Source organism: Pseudoalteromonas luteoviolacea H33-S (assembly GCF_001625695.1).
Lineage (GTDB): Bacteria > Pseudomonadota > Gammaproteobacteria > Enterobacterales > Alteromonadaceae > Pseudoalteromonas > Pseudoalteromonas luteoviolacea_B.
Genome location: NZ_AUXY01000122.1, coordinates 208,402 through 228,640, shown reverse-complemented (window position 1 = coordinate 228,640; position 20,239 = coordinate 208,402). Strand labels below are relative to the sequence as shown.

At 42.9% G+C, this 20,239-nt stretch carries 20 protein-coding genes; 7 read left to right on the top strand and 13 right to left on the bottom strand.

Features of this window, described 5'->3' with window-relative positions; translation table 11 throughout:
* Positions 1–2 precede the first annotated feature (2 nt).
* The 3 genes from N477_RS23385 to tldD are packed head-to-tail and all read left to right on the top strand — an operon-like array spanning position 3 to position 6,343.
* Complete coding sequence (locus N477_RS23385; protein ID WP_063361368.1) at positions 3–4,034, top strand: YhdP family protein; 4,032 nt, start codon at positions 3–5, stop codon at positions 4,032–4,034.
* A gap of 45 nt (positions 4,035–4,079) precedes the next feature.
* Positions 4,080–4,907, top strand: a complete 828-nt coding sequence (locus N477_RS23380; protein WP_063361369.1) for a carbon-nitrogen hydrolase family protein — start codon at positions 4,080–4,082, stop codon at positions 4,905–4,907.
* The gene (tldD, locus tag N477_RS23375) at positions 4,904–6,343 is read left to right on the top strand and encodes a metalloprotease TldD (protein WP_063361370.1); all 1,440 of its coding nucleotides are present in this window, start codon (positions 4,904–4,906) and stop codon (positions 6,341–6,343) included. The genes N477_RS23380 and tldD overlap by 4 nt, the downstream gene beginning before the upstream one ends.
* A gap of 43 nt (positions 6,344–6,386) precedes the next feature.
* On the opposite strand, the gene yjgA is transcribed toward tldD, so the two are convergent.
* The gene (gene yjgA, locus N477_RS23370) at positions 6,387–6,911 is read right to left on the bottom strand and encodes a ribosome biogenesis factor YjgA (RefSeq protein WP_063361371.1); all 525 of its coding nucleotides are present in this window, start codon (positions 6,909–6,911) and stop codon (positions 6,387–6,389) included.
* A 148-nt stretch (positions 6,912–7,059) separates the two neighbouring features.
* Between yjgA and pmbA the strand changes: the two genes are divergently transcribed.
* The gene (gene pmbA / locus N477_RS23365) at positions 7,060–8,409 is read left to right on the top strand and encodes a metalloprotease PmbA (RefSeq protein WP_063361372.1); all 1,350 of its coding nucleotides are present in this window, start codon (positions 7,060–7,062) and stop codon (positions 8,407–8,409) included.
* A gap of 31 nt (positions 8,410–8,440) precedes the next feature.
* Here pmbA and mgtE read toward each other — a convergent pair whose 3' ends face one another.
* The 12 genes from mgtE to N477_RS23305 all read right to left on the bottom strand — a co-directional run bounded on the left by mgtE (position 8,441) and on the right by N477_RS23305 (position 17,847).
* Positions 8,441–9,799, bottom strand: a complete 1,359-nt coding sequence (mgtE, locus tag N477_RS23360) for a magnesium transporter (protein ID WP_063361373.1) — start codon at positions 9,797–9,799, stop codon at positions 8,441–8,443.
* Positions 9,800–10,099: 300 nt separating this feature from the next.
* Entirely contained in the window at positions 10,100–10,378 is a 279-nt protein-coding gene (locus N477_RS23355) for an HPr family phosphocarrier protein (protein WP_063361374.1), read from the bottom strand.
* The gene (rapZ, locus tag N477_RS23350; RefSeq protein ID WP_063361375.1) at positions 10,378–11,220 is read right to left on the bottom strand and encodes an RNase adapter RapZ; all 843 of its coding nucleotides are present in this window, start codon (positions 11,218–11,220) and stop codon (positions 10,378–10,380) included. Before rapZ ends, N477_RS23355 begins: the two co-directional genes overlap by 1 nt.
* A gap of 9 nt (positions 11,221–11,229) precedes the next feature.
* Positions 11,230–11,688, bottom strand: coding sequence for a PTS IIA-like nitrogen regulatory protein PtsN (gene ptsN, locus N477_RS23345; RefSeq protein ID WP_063361376.1), 459 nt, complete (start codon positions 11,686–11,688; stop codon positions 11,230–11,232).
* Between the two features lie 2 nt (positions 11,689–11,690).
* The gene (gene hpf / locus N477_RS23340) at positions 11,691–11,978 is read right to left on the bottom strand and encodes a ribosome hibernation promoting factor (RefSeq protein WP_023397244.1); all 288 of its coding nucleotides are present in this window, start codon (positions 11,976–11,978) and stop codon (positions 11,691–11,693) included.
* 26 nt (positions 11,979–12,004) lie between these two features.
* Positions 12,005–13,516: an RNA polymerase factor sigma-54 gene (locus N477_RS23335; protein WP_063361377.1), complete on the bottom strand. Its 1,512-nt coding sequence runs from the start codon at positions 13,514–13,516 to the stop codon at positions 12,005–12,007.
* 41 nt (positions 13,517–13,557) lie between these two features.
* Positions 13,558–14,283, bottom strand: a complete 726-nt coding sequence (lptB, locus tag N477_RS23330) for an LPS export ABC transporter ATP-binding protein (RefSeq protein WP_063361378.1) — start codon at positions 14,281–14,283, stop codon at positions 13,558–13,560.
* On the bottom strand, positions 14,280–14,810 hold the full coding sequence (lptA, locus tag N477_RS23325) for a lipopolysaccharide transport periplasmic protein LptA (protein WP_063361533.1): 531 nt from the start codon (positions 14,808–14,810) through the stop codon (positions 14,280–14,282). The genes lptB and lptA overlap by 4 nt, the downstream gene beginning before the upstream one ends.
* Entirely contained in the window at positions 14,800–15,354 is a 555-nt protein-coding gene (gene lptC, locus N477_RS23320) for an LPS export ABC transporter periplasmic protein LptC (RefSeq protein ID WP_063361379.1), read from the bottom strand. The genes lptA and lptC overlap by 11 nt, the downstream gene beginning before the upstream one ends.
* On the bottom strand, positions 15,351–15,902 hold the full coding sequence (gene kdsC / locus N477_RS23315; protein WP_063361380.1) for a 3-deoxy-manno-octulosonate-8-phosphatase KdsC: 552 nt from the start codon (positions 15,900–15,902) through the stop codon (positions 15,351–15,353). The genes lptC and kdsC overlap by 4 nt, the downstream gene beginning before the upstream one ends.
* A 2-nt stretch (positions 15,903–15,904) precedes the next feature.
* The gene (locus tag N477_RS23310; protein ID WP_419555253.1) at positions 15,905–16,762 is read right to left on the bottom strand and encodes a KpsF/GutQ family sugar-phosphate isomerase; all 858 of its coding nucleotides are present in this window, start codon (positions 16,760–16,762) and stop codon (positions 15,905–15,907) included.
* 122 nt (positions 16,763–16,884) lie between these two features.
* Positions 16,885–17,847, bottom strand: coding sequence for a calcium/sodium antiporter (locus N477_RS23305; protein ID WP_063361382.1), 963 nt, complete (start codon positions 17,845–17,847; stop codon positions 16,885–16,887).
* A gap of 234 nt (positions 17,848–18,081) precedes the next feature.
* Between N477_RS23305 and N477_RS23300 the strand changes: the two genes are divergently transcribed.
* From N477_RS23300 to mlaD, 3 genes are read left to right on the top strand one after another with little or no spacing between them, the layout of a single operon-like run.
* Positions 18,082–18,897, top strand: coding sequence for an ATP-binding cassette domain-containing protein (locus N477_RS23300; RefSeq protein WP_063361383.1), 816 nt, complete (start codon positions 18,082–18,084; stop codon positions 18,895–18,897).
* A gap of 2 nt (positions 18,898–18,899) precedes the next feature.
* Positions 18,900–19,676, top strand: coding sequence for a lipid asymmetry maintenance ABC transporter permease subunit MlaE (gene mlaE, locus N477_RS23295; protein WP_063361384.1), 777 nt, complete (start codon positions 18,900–18,902; stop codon positions 19,674–19,676).
* 12 nt (positions 19,677–19,688) lie between these two features.
* On the top strand, positions 19,689–20,234 hold the full coding sequence (gene mlaD, locus N477_RS23290) for an outer membrane lipid asymmetry maintenance protein MlaD (protein WP_063361385.1): 546 nt from the start codon (positions 19,689–19,691) through the stop codon (positions 20,232–20,234).
* Positions 20,235–20,239 lie beyond the last annotated feature (5 nt).

Here is a 20,239-nt window from a genome sequence, read left to right as displayed (position 1 = left end):
ATATGCACCCCAAAACAATTTGCTTTTTTTGTATTCGAAAGGTTTGGCAAGCTTTTGCTGTAACCTTGGTTATGCTTGCGGTATTGGTTTCTCTGTTGAAGCTGAGCTTGCCGTACGCTAACGATTACAAAAATAGCATTGAATCTCTGATTTACCGTCAACTTAACGTTGAGTTGAGTATTGGCTCAATCAGCGCCAGTTGGCAGGGTACTGGGCCTGCCCTTGTGCTTGAAAATGTGAGTTTTGAAGATAATCAAAACGCACCTATCTCTCTTCATATTGACAATACCAGCTTGCAAGTCAACGTTGTTCAGTCTTTGCGGCAGTGGCAGTTAGTTTCCAATTATTTTGTGCTTGATGGTTTTAAAGCAAATATCCACCTCAATAGGCTCAACTTAGATGATAGTGCTAATGCAGGAGAGTTTGAGCAGCAGGCACTTATCGAAGGGTTATTTTTAGGGGAAACTGGGCACTTCTCAGTTCAAAATAGTGAAGTTAATTTATTGGGTGCACATGATTTGCATCATACAATACTGATCCAAGATATGGTTTGGCAAAATAGCGCCAATGCACATCATGGTGAGGGGCGACTTATTTTCCCTAGCTTATCTCAAGGTAGTTTGAATACCCGAGTTAAGCTTTCTGGACAAACTTTACAAGAAATTGAAGGCGATATTTATCTACAAGCCAATGATTTGAATGTATTAGACTTAATCAATGAGCATTTAGACGACAGTTATCGAAATCTGAGTGCTAGCATCAATGGTCAACTCTGGACCCAATTGCAGCATGGAAAATTAACTGACGTTTTGGTGCAAGTTGAACCCAGCTACGTTACCTGGAGTGATAAAAACCAGTTAAATAAATTAGGTCTAGAAAGTGGTCAGGTATTAATTGAACCGTCTGAGAGTGGTTGGTCACTGAACAGCTCTGAGTTTATATTTATCAGCAACGAACATGATTATCAGCCAACGCAATTTCAAGGCCAGTGGTCGAGTACACAGCGCACACTTTGGTTACAGCAGTTTGATTTAGCGCCAATAGCAGAGGCGCTCGCACTGACTCGATACGAGTGGGCGAAAGGCATAGAAAAAAGCCAGTTTCAAGGTGAACTTAATAAAGCCAGAGTAACTTGGCAGGCAGACACTGGCATTAATGTATGGGGTCTTGCAAAAAGTGTAGTGTGGCTTGAAAGTGATGCTGCACCTGGTTTAACAGGGCTAGATCTTGAAATTAACTGGCAGGGGCAGCGTGGTGTTGTCAGCGTGAGCGCACATCAACAACAGCTCATGACTGGAGCGCGCTTTATCAAACCCATTGATATTGAAGAGCTCAACGGCGACATACATTTTTGGCAAGGTGTAAACGGGCATTGGCAAGTGAATTCAGATAACTTGTGGGTGAGTAATGAACACCTTGCTGTGGCGCTAGAATTCCATACTCGTTTATTCTCTCAACCTGAATTAGATTTGTATGCTGAAGTATATGGTCAAGATGCATCGATTGCGGGGCATTACTTTCCATTGGACTTAATGCATAGCAATTTGGTTGAGTATTTAGACAGAGGGATTATTGCTGGTGAAGACGTACGTGCTCAAGTACTGCTGTCAGGGCCATTAAGTGCTTTCCCATATCGCGATAGACAAGGGCAGTTTGAAGTGTTGGCGCATATTGATGGCGCCGAGTTTTTATTTGCACCTGATTGGCAAAGTGTAAAAAATGCCGGCGTTGAACTGCATTTTCACAATGAACGCATGGATATCACAGCGGGCTCAGGCCAGCTGTCTAATCAGGATATTCTCGGGAAGGTTGTGGTGAGCTTGGCTGACCTTGAGCAAGCCGATAATCTCATTGTTAAAATCAACCAGCAAACAGAAGCATCTAGCTTAGGCGCTTTTTTTGCAGATACACCAATCGCCGATCCGTTAGTTAATGTGCTTGATATTGTCCAAGGTAAGGGCACAGCCAATGGGGAGATAGAACTCGATATCGACTTACATAATCTAGATGTTGTTGCGAAAGGAACAGTACAATTAAATGGCAACCATATCTACCTTAGTAAACCGGGTATGCAACTTAATGATGTGCATGGCGAATTAATATTTCATGATGATGAGATTAAACTCCAGAATGCAAAAGCGACTTGGCTAACTATGCCGATTGATTTCTCCGTTATGGGTAATGGTGATCAACAAGGTTATGAAGTAAATATAGAAGCAGCTTTACAGGCCAGTAGTGAAGCCTTATTGCCACATGGTGATGGGCTATTGGATGGTTTTATTGCCGGTAATGCGCTGTTAGGTACTAATATCTCATTAAACTTTACTGAGCAAGGGTTCAATTATTTAGCGAGTTTCAGTTCAGATTTAGCTGGCGCGTCAGTGATGTTACCTCCTCCTTATCATAAAGCTGCGGCCTCTACTGGAAAATTGATTGGTGAAGTGAGAGGTGATGACATTTCTAACCTGATCACAGCCAATGTGAATGATCTACTCTATTTCAATGGTATTTTAGACAATAACAAAGGGCGTTTTGATAAAGCGCACTTGGTAGTCGGGTCACAAAATCGAGGGCTTGATCCGTCAGGCTTTACAGTGACGATCGATCAACCTGACATTCAGTTAGATGCATGGTTTGCTTTTATTGATAGGATTATCGAGAAGAGCACATCATCGTCGCAAAATAACACCAGTTTATTACCAGAACTGAATGAAATAAGAGCGAATTTTGGTGAGCTTCTGGTTGGTAATATCCTGTTTAATGACATTGAAATGCAGATGAAGCCAGAAAGTGATGGCTGGAAAATGCGCTTGAATGGAAAGGAGCTCAGAGCACAGGTTCTGCTGCCTACAGAGGAAACTGCTGCAATTGATATACAGGCAGACTATCTGCGTTTGAATTCACAGCAGTCAGAGGTGCCTGAAGCAGAAGAATCGACAGATTTGAGCTGGTTGACGCGTATTCCAGCCATAGAGTTTGGTTGCGATGATTGCCGTATTAATCAGTATCAACTTGATAGAGTCACTCTTTCAATTGTGGGCAATGGTGAACAACTTACGATTGGCAACCTCAATGTAGATAAAGGCGCCCATGCGCTATCGGCGAAGGGGAGCTGGCGAGACGGTTTGTCCCGCATAAATGGTAATTTAAGTAGCGCCGACTTTGGTGACTTAATGGAAGAGTTTGATATCACGTCAACCGTGAAAGACTCTCAAGCTAATATCGATTTTAATTTGAGCTGGCAAGCAGCGCCTTATGACTTCCAATGGGAAACATTGGCTGGAGATATTCAGTGGCAACTGGGCGAAGGTCATTTGACAGATATTAGCGATCAAGGTGCACGTGTTTTTTCTTTGCTGAGTTTGGACTCTTTGGTACGTAAGTTGAAGCTTGATTTTAGGGATGTTTTTGCGAAAGGGTTTTTCTACAATCAAATGGAAGGCAGCTTGCAGATCGATAATGGTGTTGCGTTTACTCAAGATACTAAAATGGATGGTGTGCCAGCTGATCTGAGTATTTCTGGGTACGCGAACTTAAAGACGCACGAGATTAACTATGATTTAGCGATTGCGCCACAGGTCACGTCGAGTTTACCTGTGATAGTGGGTTGGATGGTTAATCCGGTGACTGGACTGGCAGCGCTTGCAATTGACAAGGTTATTCATTCGGCACGTGTGATATCAGAAATTAATTTTAAGGTGACAGGCACAATGCAAGAGCCTGTTGTGACCGAAGTAGAGCGTAAGAGTCGCGAGGTTACGTTACCTGGCGTGAAGCCGCCAGAGTCACCATCACCTGAAATCCCAAATGACGCACCCATGCCTAAAGATGTTGAAGGAAATGAGTCAGAGTCAGGTCAGCCGATAGTGTTAAGCACGGAGCGTGTGCAATCGAGCACCGAGCAAACGGTGACACCAAAGCAGAACAAATCAGTGCCGATAAAGCCAAAGCAAACTGAGTTAGAAATGGGTCAAACTCAGCCGTCAGAGCAGGAAAAGCCGATAAATGACGAGTCCCAAGGGAATGGACGCTAGACCTTGGAAAAGTGCTGTGTGTTTAAAAGAGTGGTATAAAGCATTATGAAATCTGACTACGCCAATATTGTCGTGATCCCAATGTGCTCGGCTGTGGCACCTGAAGAGAATTTTAAATATCTCACTCAACAATTAGAGACTTTGACATTGACGCCGCCCAGTTTGGTGTGTTTGCCAGAAGCCTGGCTGGCATTTTGTGCAAATGGTTTAGACTCGCTTTCAATTGCAAAGCGCAGCGACGAGTGGATAGAAAAAATTGCACAACTTTGCAAAGCTAAAGGTATATGGCTGAGCGCAGGTACCATGCCAATTTCGGCGACGGGCGATAAATATTTCGCTGCAAGTTGCCTGTTTGACGATAGCGGTAAGCTTGTAGCTCAGTATAACAAAATCCATTTATTTGATGCAGATGTCAGCGACAAAGCAAAGCGCTACCGAGAATCCGAGTTTACAGCAGCGGGTGATCAAGTTGTTGTTGTAGATAGTCCCTTTGGTAAGCTAGGCTTAAGTGTGTGTTATGACATGCGCTTTGCAGGGTTGTATCAGGCTCAACGTGAGCAAGGGGCCAATATACTCCTAATTCCAAGTGCGTTTACCACGGTAACAGGTCAGGCTCATTGGCTGCCATTACTACAAGCAAGAGCCATAGAAACACAAAGTTTTGTGGTTGCTGCAGCGCAAGTTGGGCAACATCAAAACGGGCGAGAAACATACGGACATAGCGTTATTATTTCCCCATGGGGAGAAGTGCTAGATAACAGTGCGTTATCTTTAGAGCCGATACAAAGACGGTTAGATTTAACCGAGCTACACAGTACAAGGCAAGCAATGCCTGTATTGCAGCACAACCGATTTAAGAGCAATATGATATGAATCAAGTTGAAAAAAGCTTGTTAGCTGACAGCCAGTTAACTAGAGAGCAACTGGAAAAAACACTTAATTATATTCATCAGTACAATGTTGATTATTCCGATCTTTATTTTCAGTCTAGTTACAATGAAACATGGGTTCTCGAAGATGGCAAGGTAAAGGAGGGCAGCTACAACATCGAACGAGGTGTTGGTGTGAGGGCCGTCAGTGGTGAGCAGACTGGTTTTAGTTACTCTGATGCAATTAACTTAGAAGCGATTAATCAGGCTGCACAAGCGGCGCGTTCCATTGCGCAGCAAGGTGAGTCTAAGCGTGTGCAAGTGTTTACTGATGTAAAAGCACCTGTTCAGTTCCAGCCTGTACAGCCATTGCTGAGCATGACGGATGAAGAAAAGATCACGTTACTTAAAGAAGTCGATGCCGCAATCAGAGATTTAGCGCCAGATGCTCAGCAAGTTGTCTGCTCGATTGCTGCAGTGTATGAAGAAGTGCTCATTGCTGCAAGCGATGGCACGTTTGCAACTGATATCCGCCCACTAGTTCGTTTAAATTGCTCTGTATTATTAGAGAGTAATGGGCGAAGAGAGCGTGGTAGTGCGGGTGGTGGTGCGCGCTTGGACTACGGGTATTTTAAAGAATTAGAAAATGGTCAACCACGCTGGATGACCTATGCAAAAGAAGCGGTGAGACAAGCACGTGTAAACTTAACTGCTATTGATGCTCCTGCAGGCACAATGCCGGTTGTGTTGGGTTCTGGCTGGCCAGGCGTTCTTCTGCACGAGGCGGTTGGGCATGGCTTAGAGGGCGACTTTAACCGTAAAGGGGCGTCAGCTTTTAGTGGCCGTGTAGGCGAACAAGTGGCTTCATCACTATGTACTGTGGTTGATGATGGTACGATGGCCAATCGTCGTGGTTCTTTAAATATCGATGATGAGGGGACACCCGCCGGATATAACGTTCTAATTGAAAATGGCATCTTAAAAGGCTACATGCAAGACAAGACCAATGCTCGCTTAATGGACACTCAGCCGACAGGTAATGCACGTAGAGAGTCATTTGCGCATCTGCCCATGCCGAGAATGACAAATACTTATATGTTGGCTGGACAAAGCACCCAACAAGAGATCATCAGCTCAGTGAAAAAAGGTATATTTGCCAGCAACTTTGGCGGTGGTCAAGTGGATATTACTTCAGGTAAATTTGTATTTTCTGCATCAGAAGCCTATTTAATTGAAGACGGTAAAGTAACGCAGCCCATTAAAGGTGCAACGCTGATTGGTAATGGCCCAGAAGCCATGCAGCAGATCTCTATGGTTGGCAATGATTTATCGCTAGATAGAGGGGTTGGTGTGTGCGGTAAAGATGGCCAAAGTGTGCCGGTTGGTGTCGGTCAACCTAGCCTTAAGATTGATCAATTGACGGTGGGTGGTACCGCTTAATTTACCAATCATGAGTGGGGGGAGCGGGCTCCCCTCAAAAAAATTAAGGTAAGATCGCTTCTTTTAAGTATTGAAACAACTCTTTATATCCTTTGGCAGGCTTTTCTGCTTTAAGTTCTTTGTTTGCTTGGCGAACTAACTGACGCAGTTTTTGGCGTTCCATTGTTGGATGTGCTTCAATTAATTCGTTAATTTTGCTATCCCCAAGCTTAAGCACTTCATCACGCACTCTTTCTACTTGGCCAAGTAGCACTTCTGCTTGATTATTTTTATTGAGTAACATGTCCAAAGCGAGCTGCAATTGTTCAACATTCTCTGTCGTACGAAGTACTTTAGCAATGTAATTCATGTGGCGACGATACGCGTCATGTTTGCCACGGATCTTATCTGCAAGTGCCATCGCCTCGATAAGTTCATTTGTCAACGGCAGTTTGTCCCGTTGCTTTTTGCCAAGTTCAGCGATATCAATACCAAGCTGCTGATATTGTTGAGCATCTCGTTTAAGCTCGCTTTTGGATACATAGATGATTTCTTCATCATCAACATTGTGATCTGGTTTTTTTGCCATAATAAAGGCCACTTAATATTACAATTATATTGATTATACCAAGAAGCGCAGAAAAATATTGTAATAGTGAGGTCATTTACGATTATCACGGCGAAATGCTCACTCCTGTGTTAGGATTGTAGAGTTTACAAGTATTTGGAAAAGCAACATGAATGATAACCAAGCGGGTTCTGTATACCAACAAATCGACGAAGTAAAAGAGGCGGTATCTGAGGTTTTGACGATGGCGTCAAAGTTAGGGGCTACGTCTGCTGAAGCGGCGATGAGTCGCACCTCTGGACTGTCAGTGAGCACGCGAATGGGCGAAGTCGATACCATCGAATTTAATCAAGATGGTAGCTTGGGGATCAGTGTTTATGTTGGTAATCACAAAGGCTCAGCTTCAACTGCTGACTTGAGCGAGCAAGCGTTACGTTCAGTTGTGCAAAAAGCCATTGAAATTGCCAAGTATACGGCGGACGATGAATGCAATGGCTTGGCTGACAAGGCCTTAATGGCACAAGATATTCCTGAACTTGATTTATATCACCCGTGGGAATTATCTCCACAAGAGGCGATTGAATCTTGTATCGAAGCAGAAAAATCTGCGCTTGAATTCGATAGTAGAATTGTAAATTCGGATGGTGCAAGTATTGCTTCACACCAAGGCCTTAGGGTGTATGGTAATAGCCATGGCTTTTTAGCAGGTTTCCCTCGAACACGTCACACTTTGAGCACTATGGTGATCGGCCAAGAAGGCGATATGATGCAAAGGGACTCCGCATTTAGTATCTCGAGAAAGCATGATTTATTAAAAGCGCCGCAAGCGGTTGGCATAGAGGCTGCTGAGTCGACACTGGCTAAGCTGAATAGTCAGAAGCTTGCGACAATGAAGGTGCCGGTGGTATTTAGAGCTGACATTGCAAATAGCTTGTTTGGACACCTTGTTTCAGCAATCGGTGGTGGTGCTTTATATCGTAAATCTAGTTTTTTATTGGATACGCTTGGTAAGCAGGTTTTTAATTCTTGTGTCAATATCCATGAAAAGCCACATTTGTTGCAAGGTTTAGCCTCCAGCCCGTTCGATAGTGAAGGGGTATATACACAGGATAGAGATATTATCGTTGGTGGTGAGCTGCAAACCTATTTAATGGCAAGCTATGCTGCGAGAAAAATGGGCATGCAGGCTACAGGCCATGCTGGTGGGATACACAATTGGTTAGTTCAAAAGACCCATGAAGATCTGGCTGCCATTTTAAAAGAAATGGGGACGGGATTATTGGTGACTGAATTGATGGGGCAAGGTGTGAACACTGTCACGGGTGATTACTCTCGTGGCGCTGCTGGTTTTTGGGTCGAAAATGGAGAAATACAATACCCTGTGAGTGAGATAACCATTGCAGGTAACTTAAAAGAGATGTTCCACAATATTCAGGCAATCGGCGGAGATGTTGAATTACGTGGTGCAGTGCAAACTGGCTCTGTATTAATTGATAGCATGCAAGTGGCTGGTCAATAGAGCTGATTAATTTGCTTACTCTGAGCTAGGCTCAGAGTAAAAACCAAGTAGCAGTACCTAAAAACGCGAAAATACCAACTATATCTGTTACGGTTGTGAGTACTACGCTACCAGCTAGTGCTGGGTCTATCTTCATACGCTTTAGGATCAAAGGTATGCTTGCCCCTGCTATCCCTGCTGCAACCAAGTTCATGAACATAGCAAATGCGATAACTGCGCCAAGTTTAAAGTCCCATTGCCAAACCGCGACAACACCAGCTATTAACAGAGACCAGAGAACGCCATTGAGTGCGCCAATTGCAAGCTCTTTACCGAGTAAGAACTTTTGGTTGGTTTGATTGACATGCCCAAGTGCAATACCCCTGATAACCAAGGTCAATGTCTGACTGCCAGCAACGCCTCCCATGCTAGGCACAATGCCATTGAGGACCGCTAAAATAGGGAGGATATCGAGCGTACTTTCGAAAAAGCTTGCGACAAAGGCAGCGAGTAGAGCAGTGAGCAAGTTGATCCCAAGCCAAATTGAGCGCCGCTGGCTACTTTTCATGACTGGTGCAAAGGTATCTTCTTCATCTTCAAGACCTGCCATACTCATTAGACTATGCTCAGCGTCTTCTCTGATCACATCAACAATATCATCAATGGTTATACGCCCCAATAATTGCGTTTGATCGTCAACTACGGGTGCTGATATCCAGTTATGTCGCTCAAAAAGCTGGGCTACTTCGCTTTCCGGCATACCGACTGGGATCGTTTCCCTGTCTTCATTCATTAGCTCTTGAACAAGTTTGTCAGGGGGGTTAGTTAATAAGATCCCTATAGGCAAAGATCCTAAAAAGCGGTTTTCTTTGTCTACGACATAGAGATCATCTGTGCCTTGCGGTAGTTCCTCTTTTAGACGTAAGTATCTTAATACCACATCTAGACTGACATCGGGACGAATGGTGATGGTGTCGCCATTCATTAATGCCCCTGCAGAGTCTTCATTATAAGATAAAGCAAGCGTGGCCCTTGCTCTGTCTTGGCTGTCCATGGCACTGATAACATCTTGGTAGACAGGCACAGGTAAGCTTCTGAGTACCTCACCCAAGTCGTCATCGTCCATATCCTCAGTCGCAGCGGCGATTAACTCAGGCTCCATTTTGGCAATGATGCTTAAACGAACATCTTCAGAGAGCTCTTCAAGAACATCACCTTGGATATCTGGATCGACCAATTGCCAAAGTGTAGTTCTTATTTTATGAGGGGAAGACTCAAGTAACAGTGCGGTATCGCACGGAGGTATCTCAGCTAATGTCTGTCTTACTTGAACAAACTGCCCACTGTTTATTGCTTTGGTTACTTGTTGTAATTGTTCCAGTGTATAGTCTTGCTCAAAAACGTCAGGCATAGGCTTCCAAATTTTAGATTAAGAAAAGGCAATTATATGTTTTGAATAGTCATTTTAATAATTTAATCGCATTTTTTTGTAGCACGAAAATTGCTCTCTAAGCTGTTATGTACAGAATAAAGCTCATAAATTCGAGCTAAGATATATGCACAAAACACATTATCAATGTGACTTATCATATTGTAATAGATAAAATAATATTTGATTATAGCTGCTTAAAATAAAAATACGCTATTGCAGTATTATGACAAGTACAGAAGTAGTAAGTTATCTTACGAAAGAGATTAAATAAAAACCAAGTTACTCCGTTTCATGAAACTTGTCTTCAATAAGGTCGCCAATAGCAATTAAGGCATTCTTTGCGTCAGGGCCTGTACAACTCACTTTGACTTCTTTGCCCTGGCTGCTCTCCAACAGGAGCAATGCTAACACACTATCTCCAGGTGCGCTTTTATCACCCTGATAAAGCGTTATTTCTGCATCAAATTGAGTTGAGAGTTGCGCCAATATAGTTGCTGCTCGGGCATGCAAACCCAATTTGTTTTTTATTAGAAAAACGCCTTGGTATTGCTGTTGCATCACTCTTGTTCTCGGTGGCGAATTTTGACGTTAGAGTGTGTTCTTTGAAAGCGCTCACCGAGTGTTTGAGCTAAGTATACTGAACGGTGCTGGCCACCGGTACAACCAATAGCGATAGTTAAATAGCTGCGATTATTACGCTCCAAGTGTGGCAGCCAAGTTTGCATAAAGGTTTGTATTTGCCATACAAACTTTTGCACTATGCTGTGACTCGATAAGTAATCGATAACCGGTTGGTCTAAGCCTGTTAGGGGTTTTAATTCTGGTTCCCAGTGTGGGTTTGGTAAAAATCGCGCGTCAAATACGTAATCTGCTTCTTTGGGAATTCCATGTTTAAAGCCAAACGATTCAAAGGTAATTATTAGCTGTTTATCTTTTTGACCTAAGATTTTCTCCCGAACGCTTTCTGCTAATTGATGGACGCTCAAGTCTGTTGTGTCAATGGTGATATCAGCACGACGTATCAAGACGTCTAATAAAGTTCTTTCTTGTTTTATCGCCAAGTCTAGCGGTAAGTCATTGAGTGAAAGTGGATGCAACCGTCGTGTTTCTGAAAAGCGTTTGATTAGTGTTTGGTCATCACAATCAAGATAAAATACTTTTGGTTTAGCAAAGCCTGGTAAGTACTCTAAAATATCATGAAACTCTTGCTGTTCTTTTGGCAGGTTTCTCACATCGATACTGACGGCAATTTTATTATAGCTGTCTGAAACACTGCGTACTAAAGCCGGTAATAAGTTGACTGGAATATTATCAGCGCAGTAATAGCCTAAGTCTTCCAATACTCTTAATGCGACGGATTTACCTGAGCCAGAGCGGCCACTGATAATTATGAGCTCCACGATTGATTCCTATTGTTTATCAAACTCAACAAGGACTTGGTAAAGCTCATTATCGTTACTTGCTTGTCTAAGTCTCTTGCAAAAATGCTTATCATTAAGTTTACCAGCGATACTCGCTAAGGTCTCTAAATGTTGCTTATTTTCATCTTCTGGTACGATGAGTGCAACAAAAATATCTACATTGCGATCGTCAACAGCATCAAATGGAATAGGCTGTTGATTTACAAGCAAGATGGCAACGATATTATCTAATCCTGCCAATCTCCCATGTGGAATAGCGATACCCTTTCCAATACCTGTACTGCCTAGTTTTTCGCGACTTAACAGTGCTTCGAGAATATCGTGTTGATTGGCGTTTGGAATTTTTACTTGTGCCAATTCACTGATGTATTGGAGTATTCTTTTTTTACTATTAAAAAGGACCGCAGCCTTGCTGCAGTCCTCAGGGATCAGTGTGCTAAGTTTCATGGTTAATGTCGAGTTAGCTTCTCTTTATGTTTAATGACTTGCCTGTCTAGCTTATCGATCAAACCATCGATAGCAGCATACATGTCTTTGTGTTCTGTTGAAGCGAATAGCTCGCCGCCATTTACATGCAATGTGGCTTCGGCTTTTTGAATGAGTTTTTCGACATCTAGGATTACATGAACGTTGTTGATGTGATCAAAATGCCTTTCTAGCTTCGCAAACTTACTTGTTACGTAGTCTCTTAATGAATCGGTAATTTCTACATGGCGACCAGTTAAATTTAGTTGCATAAGCATTTTTCCTTCTTTTGTTACGCCTAGATCAAGCTTTTACGCTGATTAGACGGTGGAATAGCCAAAGACTCTCGGTATTTGGCAATAGTACGTCTTGCCACCTTAATACCTTGATCAGCTAATACATCTGCAATTTTGCTATCACTTAAAGGCTTAGCTGAGTTTTCTGCAGCAATTAACTTTTTGATGAGTGCTCTGATTGCTGTTGAAGAGCATTCCCCACCGTTCTCGGTACTAACATGGCTCGAGAAGAAGTATTTCAATTCATAAATGCCGCGAGGCGTGTGCATAAATTTTTGTGTTGTTACCCGAGATATTGTCGACTCGTGCATATCAACCATTTCAGCAACATCATTGAGGACCATTGGTCTCATTGCCTCAGGGCCATGTTCAAAGAATGCCTGTTGTTGTTGAACAATGCAATTGGTAACTTTCAATAAAGTTTCATTTCTGCTTTCTAAACTTTTAATAAACCACTTCGCCTCTTGTAAATGCGAGCGAATAAACTGACTGTCACTGCTTGATTTAACTGAGCGTGACATGGCAGCATAATGGTCATTAACTCTAATTTTGGGCATTGAGTCAGGATTGAGTTCAACGACCCAACGTCCTTTTATCTTTTTGACAGAGACATCTGGGATAACATAATCAGCTTCTTCTTGAACGATACTTGCAGCAGGCTTGGGATTCAAACTGTGGATTAGCGTCATCACTTCTTTGAGCTCGCCTTCTTTGAGCTTCGTTTTCTTCATGATAGTACGATAATCACGATTTGCTAATAGGTCTATGTGCTCCTCAATTACATGTTTTGTTTGTTCAAGCCAAGGTGTATCTATAGCAAATTGATTTAGTTGCACAATTAAGCATTCTTGCAGACTGCGTGCCGCAATACCAACAGGGTCAAATAATTGAATACGTTTTAAGACGGCTTCAACCTCATCTAATTCAACCAGCTCTTGGTCATTATCTTTATTCAAGCTATCGACAATATCTTCGCAAGATACTGTGAGGATCCCTGAATCATCAACCCCTTCAACGATTGACAGTGCAATTAGTCTATCTGTTGCGCTAAAAGGAGTGAGCTCCAATTGCCACATCAGGTATTCTTGAAGACTTTCAGTCGTTTGGCCTTGATAGATACTTTCATCCTCAGGCATTGGACCGGAAGAGCTGACCGGTGCGGCACTGATATATTCATCCCAAGTGACATCCATCGCCATCTCATCGCTGAGCGTTTCTTTATTGAGCGCTGTATCCGTATCTTGCTCATAGTCACTTAGCTGTGTTTCAGCTGTGTCTTCAACACTAGATTCTGTTTTGTCTGCGGCCTGAGCTTGTTCATGGGTTTTATCTAGACCGTTATCAATAGACTCTTGTTCATTTTCTTCTACTTCCAATAAAGGATTGCTATCCAGCGCTTCTTGAATTTCTTGCTGGAGGTCTAATGTGCTCAGCTGCAGTAGGCGTATTGCTTGCTGCAGTTGCGGTGTCATTGTTAATTGCTGCCCCATGCGCAGCTGTAGCGATTGCCTCATGTATCTCTAACAATCCTTTTCGTTGTTACGCTTATTCTTAACTATAGCCTGAATTGCTCGCCTAAGTAGACATCTCGGACGGTTTGATCCGCTAAAACATGTTCAGGTGTGCCTGATGCAATTAATTCACCATGGGAAACAATATACGCCTTTTCACATACATCTAAGGTTTCGCGAACATTATGATCTGTGATCAATACGCCGATCCCACGGTTTTTTAAATGCTCGATAATTTTCTTTATATCTAACACTGAAATCGGATCAACGCCAGCAAAAGGCTCATCTAAAAGAATAAATTTAGGATTTGCGGCTAAAGCGCGAGCAATTTCTACTCGACGACGCTCTCCACCAGAAAGTGCCATTCCCAAACTTGAGCGAATATGCTGAATATTAAATTCATCAAGTAAGTCGTTTAATACCGTTTCTCGTTGGGCTTTATTGAGATCTTTTCTGGTCTCAAGAATCGCCATTAGATTGTCATAAACGGTTAGCTTTCTAAATATCGAAGATTCTTGTGGTAAATACCCAATACCTAACCGGGCTCGGCTGTGCATCGGTAACAAAGTAATGTCTTGTGAATCAATATGAATACTGCCCTTGTCGCTTGGTACTAGGCCAACAATCATATAAAAAGTGGTGGTTTTACCTGCGCCATTTGGACCGAGTAGACCTACAATGCTGCCTGCTTCAACGCTTAGTTCAACATTTTTTACAACCTGTCTGCCTTTATAACTCTTAGCCAGTGCCGTCGCTTTTAGTGTGCTCACTGTGGCTCCTTGTTACCATCTTGCTCTTTATCTACAGGGAGTAAAACAGTTCTCACTCGTTTACCTTCATCATTGGCTTTTTGCGCGCTAATAAGTTGTTTTTCCATATCATATAGGATCTCTTGGGCAGAAATCTTTTGACCTGCTTGGCTTATTTCGGCATTGCCTTTAATTGTGAGCAAGCGATTTGCAACGTCATAGCGTACTTCTTGGGCTGAGGCTTTTAATAAGCTGCCATCGGTCTGCTGCTCTTGGAAAATTGCAGGAGATCCCGTTGCAACTAATAATTGCTTATTTTCACCTAAATCTTCTCTGCGGTGGACTTCGAGTCGATCTGCGAATATTTTGCGTTGGCCATGAATAATCTCAACGTTTTCTTCAAAAACCCCTATATTTGTTTGTAATTGCGCCTGCTGCTTACCTGAACTGATGATCACCTGCTCAGACGTGTTATTGGCAAGGGCACTTTGTGGCAAAAGTGCGATAGCACATGTAAATAATAGGGTTGCACTTAATTTATTGCTTATCATAAATCGTTTCAGTGTGGTTAATGAGTTCAATAACCTCAATATTGAGGTCGGCGATTAGCCCTTTACCTGTAATGGTTAAGCTCGGGCCTGTAATGATCACTGGTTGTTCTGAACGCATTGTTCGATTACTGATTTCTAGTCGAAGGTTATCTGCGTCAATCTCTGTGATCATGGCATTGTCGTTCAAGTTTGTCGCTTTTACGTTGCCTTCTAAAATCAGCGTGTCGTTTTCATACAAGGTGGCCTCGTTTGCAGTGAGCTGCCAATTATGTTGCCCGTTATGTAAAACAAAAATGGGTAATTCAAAGTGACTAAACCCCAACTCTTGATATAACTCCATTCTCTGTGCCGTAATTTGATAACTTAATTGTCCATTTTCAGCAAATGAAGTCTGTTTTAAATCAATAGCAACGTAGTCTGGCTGAGCGATTGTTTCCTGTTCTTGCTGCGATGACTGTTCTGTTTGCGTCAAAAAGGGGTACCAAAGCCATAGCATGGCAGCACCGAAAACTACGAGTAAAATAACTCGTAAATTGGTCATGTACTGCTCCCCTTAGAGAGTAACTCATTACCCTGGCTTAGCATTAATAAGTCGGTTAGCTCTCTGACAGCGCCAAACCCACCTGGTAACATGGTGGTATAATGGGCTAAGCTTTTTACCAATGGGTGTGCGTCAGCAACTGCAACAGCAAACCCAACTTTCTGCATGACAGGTATATCTGGACCATCATCGCCAATATACGCAATTTGGTTATCTGATAAATTTAATTGGCTTTTCAATTCTTCGTAAGCTTTAACTTTATCTTCTTGACCTTGGTAAATGTGCTTTACGTTTAAGCTAGTCATACGTTGCTTAACTATTTCTGAATGTCGTCCAGTAATGACGGCAACTTCAACACCGGTTTCAATTAAGGCTTTGATCCCGAAACCATCTTTGGTGTTGAATGCTTTTAATTCTTCACCTTGGTTACCCAGATAAATACGACCATCTGAAAATACACCATCAATATCGCAAATTAGCAGCTTGATAGATTTCGCTTTGTCACTTGTCTGTACAGAGATTGCTTGATAAAGCTCACTAAATTGCATGTTTATAGTACTCCTGCTCGCAGTAAATCTTGAGTATTGAGTGCCCCGATAGGGTGTTTATTTTCATCAATGACGATTAGGCCATTAATGCGCTTTTTTTCCATGATATTAAGGGCTTCAGCAGCCAGCATATCAGGCGATGCCGTAGTACAACAAATAGTCATCACTGAATCAATAGTATCATTATGCAAATCGGCTTTTTGTTCGATAACACGGCGCAAATCGCCATCAGTAAATATACCGCATAGCTGCTTTTGCTCATTTACGATAGCAGTCATGCCTAGGCCTTTAGCTGACATGTCAAATAATGCATCTTTGATAGAGCTCCCCAGCGGAGTCATTGGCACATCACTGCCGCTATGCATGATGTCTTGTAGCGTTAATAATAGTCTTTTACCTAAGCTGCCACCTGGATGAGAGAGTGCAAAATCATCCGCGGTAAAGCCTCTTGCTTCAAGTAAAGCAACCGCCAATGCATCTCCCATTACCAGCGTCGCGGTGGTACTAGCTGTAGGGGCTAGACCGAGTGGGCAGGCTTCTTTTGAAACTTTAATACACAGGTGAATATCTGCTTGCTGTGCCATTGTGGAGTTTGCGTTGCCAGTCATGCTGATCACGCGTGCGCCAATTCTTTTTATGACAGGAATAATGCCGACAACTTCTCCAGTTTCACCTGAATTGGAAATAAGCAAAACGACGTCTTCAGCGGTGATCATACCTAAATCCCCGTGGCTCGCTTCACCTGGGTGAACAAAGAAAGAAGGAGTGCCTGTACTGGCTAGGGTCGCAGCAACTTTGTTGCCAATGTGACCTGATTTTCCCATACCGATGACAATCACACGGCCAGTGCAATTAAGCATCAGCTCACAAGCTGAGATAAAACTGTTGTCTATATACTGATTGAGCTCGCTAATCGCTTGTTGCTCAATATCTAGTACGCGTTTTGCGGACTCAATAAATACGTGTTTATCCATACTTACTCCTAGATAATTGCATACATGTAGCCAACAAACGCGGCAAGCAGTACGCCGCCTTCAACGCGGTTAATTTGTCGTTTACCTCTGAGGTTAACACTCATGATAATGAGCGCAGCAGTTGCACCTAACATGACGTAAATATCGCGTTGGGAAATATTCATATCCAGTTGAGCCGGGTTTAATATGCCCGCGATTGATAATACTGCGAGGATATTGAAAATATTGGAACCTATGATGTTACCCAGAGCAAGGTCATCTTCATTTTTTAATACGCCGGCTACACAGGCCGCAAGCTCAGGTAAGCTGGTGCCGATTGCAATGATTGTCAAACCAATTAATAAGTCGCTCATACCAAAGAATTTTGCAATATCGACAGCAGAGTCAACCAATAAGTCTGCACTGACAGGCAGTACTATCATGCCAACAACGAGCCACAACAGGGCATTTTTGGTCGGGACATTATCTGGTACTTCGTCACATGCCTCTGAAACGAGGGGGTCATCTTCTTGGTCTTTACCGCTATTTTTGGTGATATAAATCAGGCCAAGAATGAAACTTGCAAAGCCAGCTAATAAAACAAAGCCTTCAGTAGCACTAAAGTAGTTATCGCTGATGATATACCAAGCGCCTAGTGACACGATGATAAGCAGTGGCATTTCTCGGCGTAAAATGCCAGAACCAACAGCAAGGGGGCGAAGCAGAGCAGTGATACCTAAAACAAGTAAAATGTTGGCAATATTGGAGCCAACGGCATTACCGACGGCGGTGTCTGTTTTATCTGATAAAGCAGCTTGTGCTGCGACCATCATTTCGGGAGCTGAAGAGCCCATAGCAACAATCGTTAGGCCGACAATTAAAGTGGGGACGCCGAAGTTTTTCGCCAAGGCGGCTGCGCCAAACACAAACCTATCCGCGCTCCAAACCAGTGCAATAAAACCTAAGATGAGAATGACAAAAGATAAAACCATGAAACCTATGCCGAGCAACTAAATTACAGTGCGGTAAATATTACCAAATGCGTTGTCAAATGTATAAATAATCTGACCTAGTTACTGGGTCTGTCCCCGATTAAATTACATTCTATTACCAAGAATGATGACAAATAACTTTTTTTAACTATGCCTATTACAAAATTTTACCAATTTGCATTTTCCATCTTGGTTGAAAAAAACGTATTATTCACCCATTGGTGAAATCGATATATGGAGAGCGACTTGTCGCAGTCAATCGTTGAAGTCAAGGATGTAACCTTTTCTCGCGGTGAAAGAGTCATATATAAAAATATGAGCTTTTCAGTGCCGAGGGGTAAAATTACAGCCATCATGGGGCCGAGTGGGATTGGTAAAACCACCATGTTGCGCTTAATAGGTGGTCAACTTCGTCCAGACAGTGGTGATATTACATTTATGGGCTCAAGTGTGCCCGCCATGACTCGAACGGAGTTATATCAAGCACGAAAGCAAATGAGTATGTTGTTTCAAAGCGGTGCATTATTTACTGACATGTCAGTGTTTGACAATGTTGCTTTCCCGCTGCGCGAACATACGCAATTAAGCGAAGATCTCATTCGTTTGATTGTTTTAATGAAACTACAAGCTGTAGGCCTTCGAGGCGCAAAAGATCTGATGCCTGCCGAGTTATCTGGTGGTATGGCGAGACGCGCTGCCTTAGCGCGAGCTATTGCTCTAGACCCAGAACTTATCATGTATGATGAGCCGTTTGCTGGTCAAGACCCTATTTCAATGGGGGTTTTGGTAAGGATGATAAAGTCACTTAATGAAGTGTTAGGTTTGTCATCCTTGATTGTTACGCACGATGTCACCGAAGTGCTCAGTATTGCTGACCACGTGGTCATTATCGCTGAGCAAGGTGTAATTGGCAGTGGTACTCCTGAGCAAATGTTGGCTCATAGTTCGCCACTTGTGCAGCAGTTTTTGCAGGGGTTATCAGATGGTCCAGTACCATTTCATTTCAATGCAGCACCTTACGATGAGGAATTATTGGATGGAGGCGTGTAAGCGTGGACTTTTTACAAAAGCTAGGACATAAAACGCTCAACCGCTTTGCATCAATCGGGCGAGCTACGCGCATGTTATTAGGTGCATTGCTAAATATGCCCAATATCCGTCAAGGAACACCATTGCTGATCAAGCAGCTTTACATGGTTGGTCATCAATCTCTTTTGATTATCATGGTATCTGGGTTGTTCATCGGTATGGTTTTGGCACTACAAGGCTACACTGTATTAGTTGGTTATGGCGCCGAAGACAGCTTGGGCCCGCTCGTTGCTTTGAGCTTATTGCGAGAATTGGGGCCCGTGGTGACTGCGCTCTTATTTGCAGGTCGAGCGGGAAGTGCACTAACCGCCGAAATAGGCTTGATGAAAGCGACAGAGCAGCTATCTAGTTTAGAAATGATGGCGGTTGATCCGTTAAAACGTGTTGTTGCGCCTCGCTTTTGGGCGGGTTTTATAAGTATGCCTTTGCTTGCACTGATATTTTCAGCAGTGGCAATATTAGGTGCGCATTTAGTCGGCGTTGACTGGCTTGGAGTCGACTCTGGCAGTTTCTGGTCAATCATGCAATCTCAGGTTTCTTTACAGCAAGATATCATGAATGGTCTGATCAAAAGTTTTGTTTTTGCGTTAATTGTGACGTGGATAGCACTGTATAAAGGTTATGATTGTGTCCCGACCTCAGAGGGGATCAGCAAAGCAACAACGGAAACCGTTGTGCATTCTTCATTGGCTGTTTTAGGTTTTGACTTTGTACTAACAGCAGTGATGTTTTCGAGTTAAGGGTTAGGAAAAATGAATACACGGAAAATAGAAATTTTGGTTGGCTTATTTGTCGCTCTAGGCGTCGCTGCATTTGTGATGTTAGCCATGAAAGTAGCCAATGCGGGGATCAGCGGCAATGGTGAAACATATCAATTAGACGCTAAATTTGACAATATCGGCTCATTGAAAACTCGTGCGCCAATCAAAGTAGGTGGTGTTGTGATTGGTCGCGTCGATGGCATTCGCATTCATCCGCAAGAGTTTGTGCCAGTAGTGAGCATGAGCATTGATAAGACGTATGAATGTCAGTTTTCGGATACAACGTCTGTTGCCATCTTAACTTCAGGTATTTTAGGTGAGCAATATTTAGGTATTTCACCTGTCATCGCGTCTGAGTCTGCCAAGCAAACATGTTTAGGTAATGAAGTATCTACGCAAGATGAGGTAGATTTAGATGACTTATTTGGCGTTGAGAGTCTCGCGCTCAAAGACGGTGACACGATTACAGATACTAAATCTGCACTGGTACTAGAAGAGTTGATTGGCCAGTTCCTATTTAATCAAAGCAGCGAGTAAGTCAC

Coding starts and splice junctions, on each gene's coding strand:
- N477_RS23380 (WP_063361369.1), top strand. CDS start 4,080: ATGAAATCTGACTACGCCAATATTGTCGTGATCCCAATGTGCTCGGCT.
- N477_RS23300 (WP_063361383.1), top strand. CDS start 18,082: ATGGAGAGCGACTTGTCGCAGTCAATCGTTGAAGTCAAGGATGTAACC.
- kdsC (WP_063361380.1), bottom strand. CDS start 15,902: ATGCAATTTAGTGAGCTTTATCAAGCAATCTCTGTACAGACAAGTGAC.
- ptsN (WP_063361376.1), bottom strand. CDS start 11,688: ATGAAACTTAGCACACTGATCCCTGAGGACTGCAGCAAGGCTGCGGTC.
- mgtE (WP_063361373.1), bottom strand. CDS start 9,799: ATGCCTGACGTTTTTGAGCAAGACTATACACTGGAACAATTACAACAA.
- N477_RS23385 (WP_063361368.1), top strand. CDS start 3: ATGCACCCCAAAACAATTTGCTTTTTTTGTATTCGAAAGGTTTGGCAA.
- mlaD (WP_063361385.1), top strand. CDS start 19,689: ATGAATACACGGAAAATAGAAATTTTGGTTGGCTTATTTGTCGCTCTA.
- tldD (WP_063361370.1), top strand. CDS start 4,904: ATGAATCAAGTTGAAAAAAGCTTGTTAGCTGACAGCCAGTTAACTAGA.
- N477_RS23305 (WP_063361382.1), bottom strand. CDS start 17,847: ATGGTTTTATCTTTTGTCATTCTCATCTTAGGTTTTATTGCACTGGTT.
- yjgA (WP_063361371.1), bottom strand. CDS start 6,911: ATGGCAAAAAAACCAGATCACAATGTTGATGATGAAGAAATCATCTAT.
- pmbA (WP_063361372.1), top strand. CDS start 7,060: ATGAATGATAACCAAGCGGGTTCTGTATACCAACAAATCGACGAAGTA.
- hpf (WP_023397244.1), bottom strand. CDS start 11,978: ATGCAACTAAATTTAACTGGTCGCCATGTAGAAATTACCGATTCATTA.
- N477_RS23310 (WP_419555253.1), bottom strand. CDS start 16,762: ATGCTTAATTGCACTGGCCGTGTGATTGTCATCGGTATGGGAAAATCA.
- lptC (WP_063361379.1), bottom strand. CDS start 15,354: ATGACCAATTTACGAGTTATTTTACTCGTAGTTTTCGGTGCTGCCATG.
- N477_RS23355 (WP_063361374.1), bottom strand. CDS start 10,378: ATGCAACAGCAATACCAAGGCGTTTTTCTAATAAAAAACAAATTGGGT.
- N477_RS23335 (WP_063361377.1), bottom strand. CDS start 13,516: ATGAGGCAATCGCTACAGCTGCGCATGGGGCAGCAATTAACAATGACA.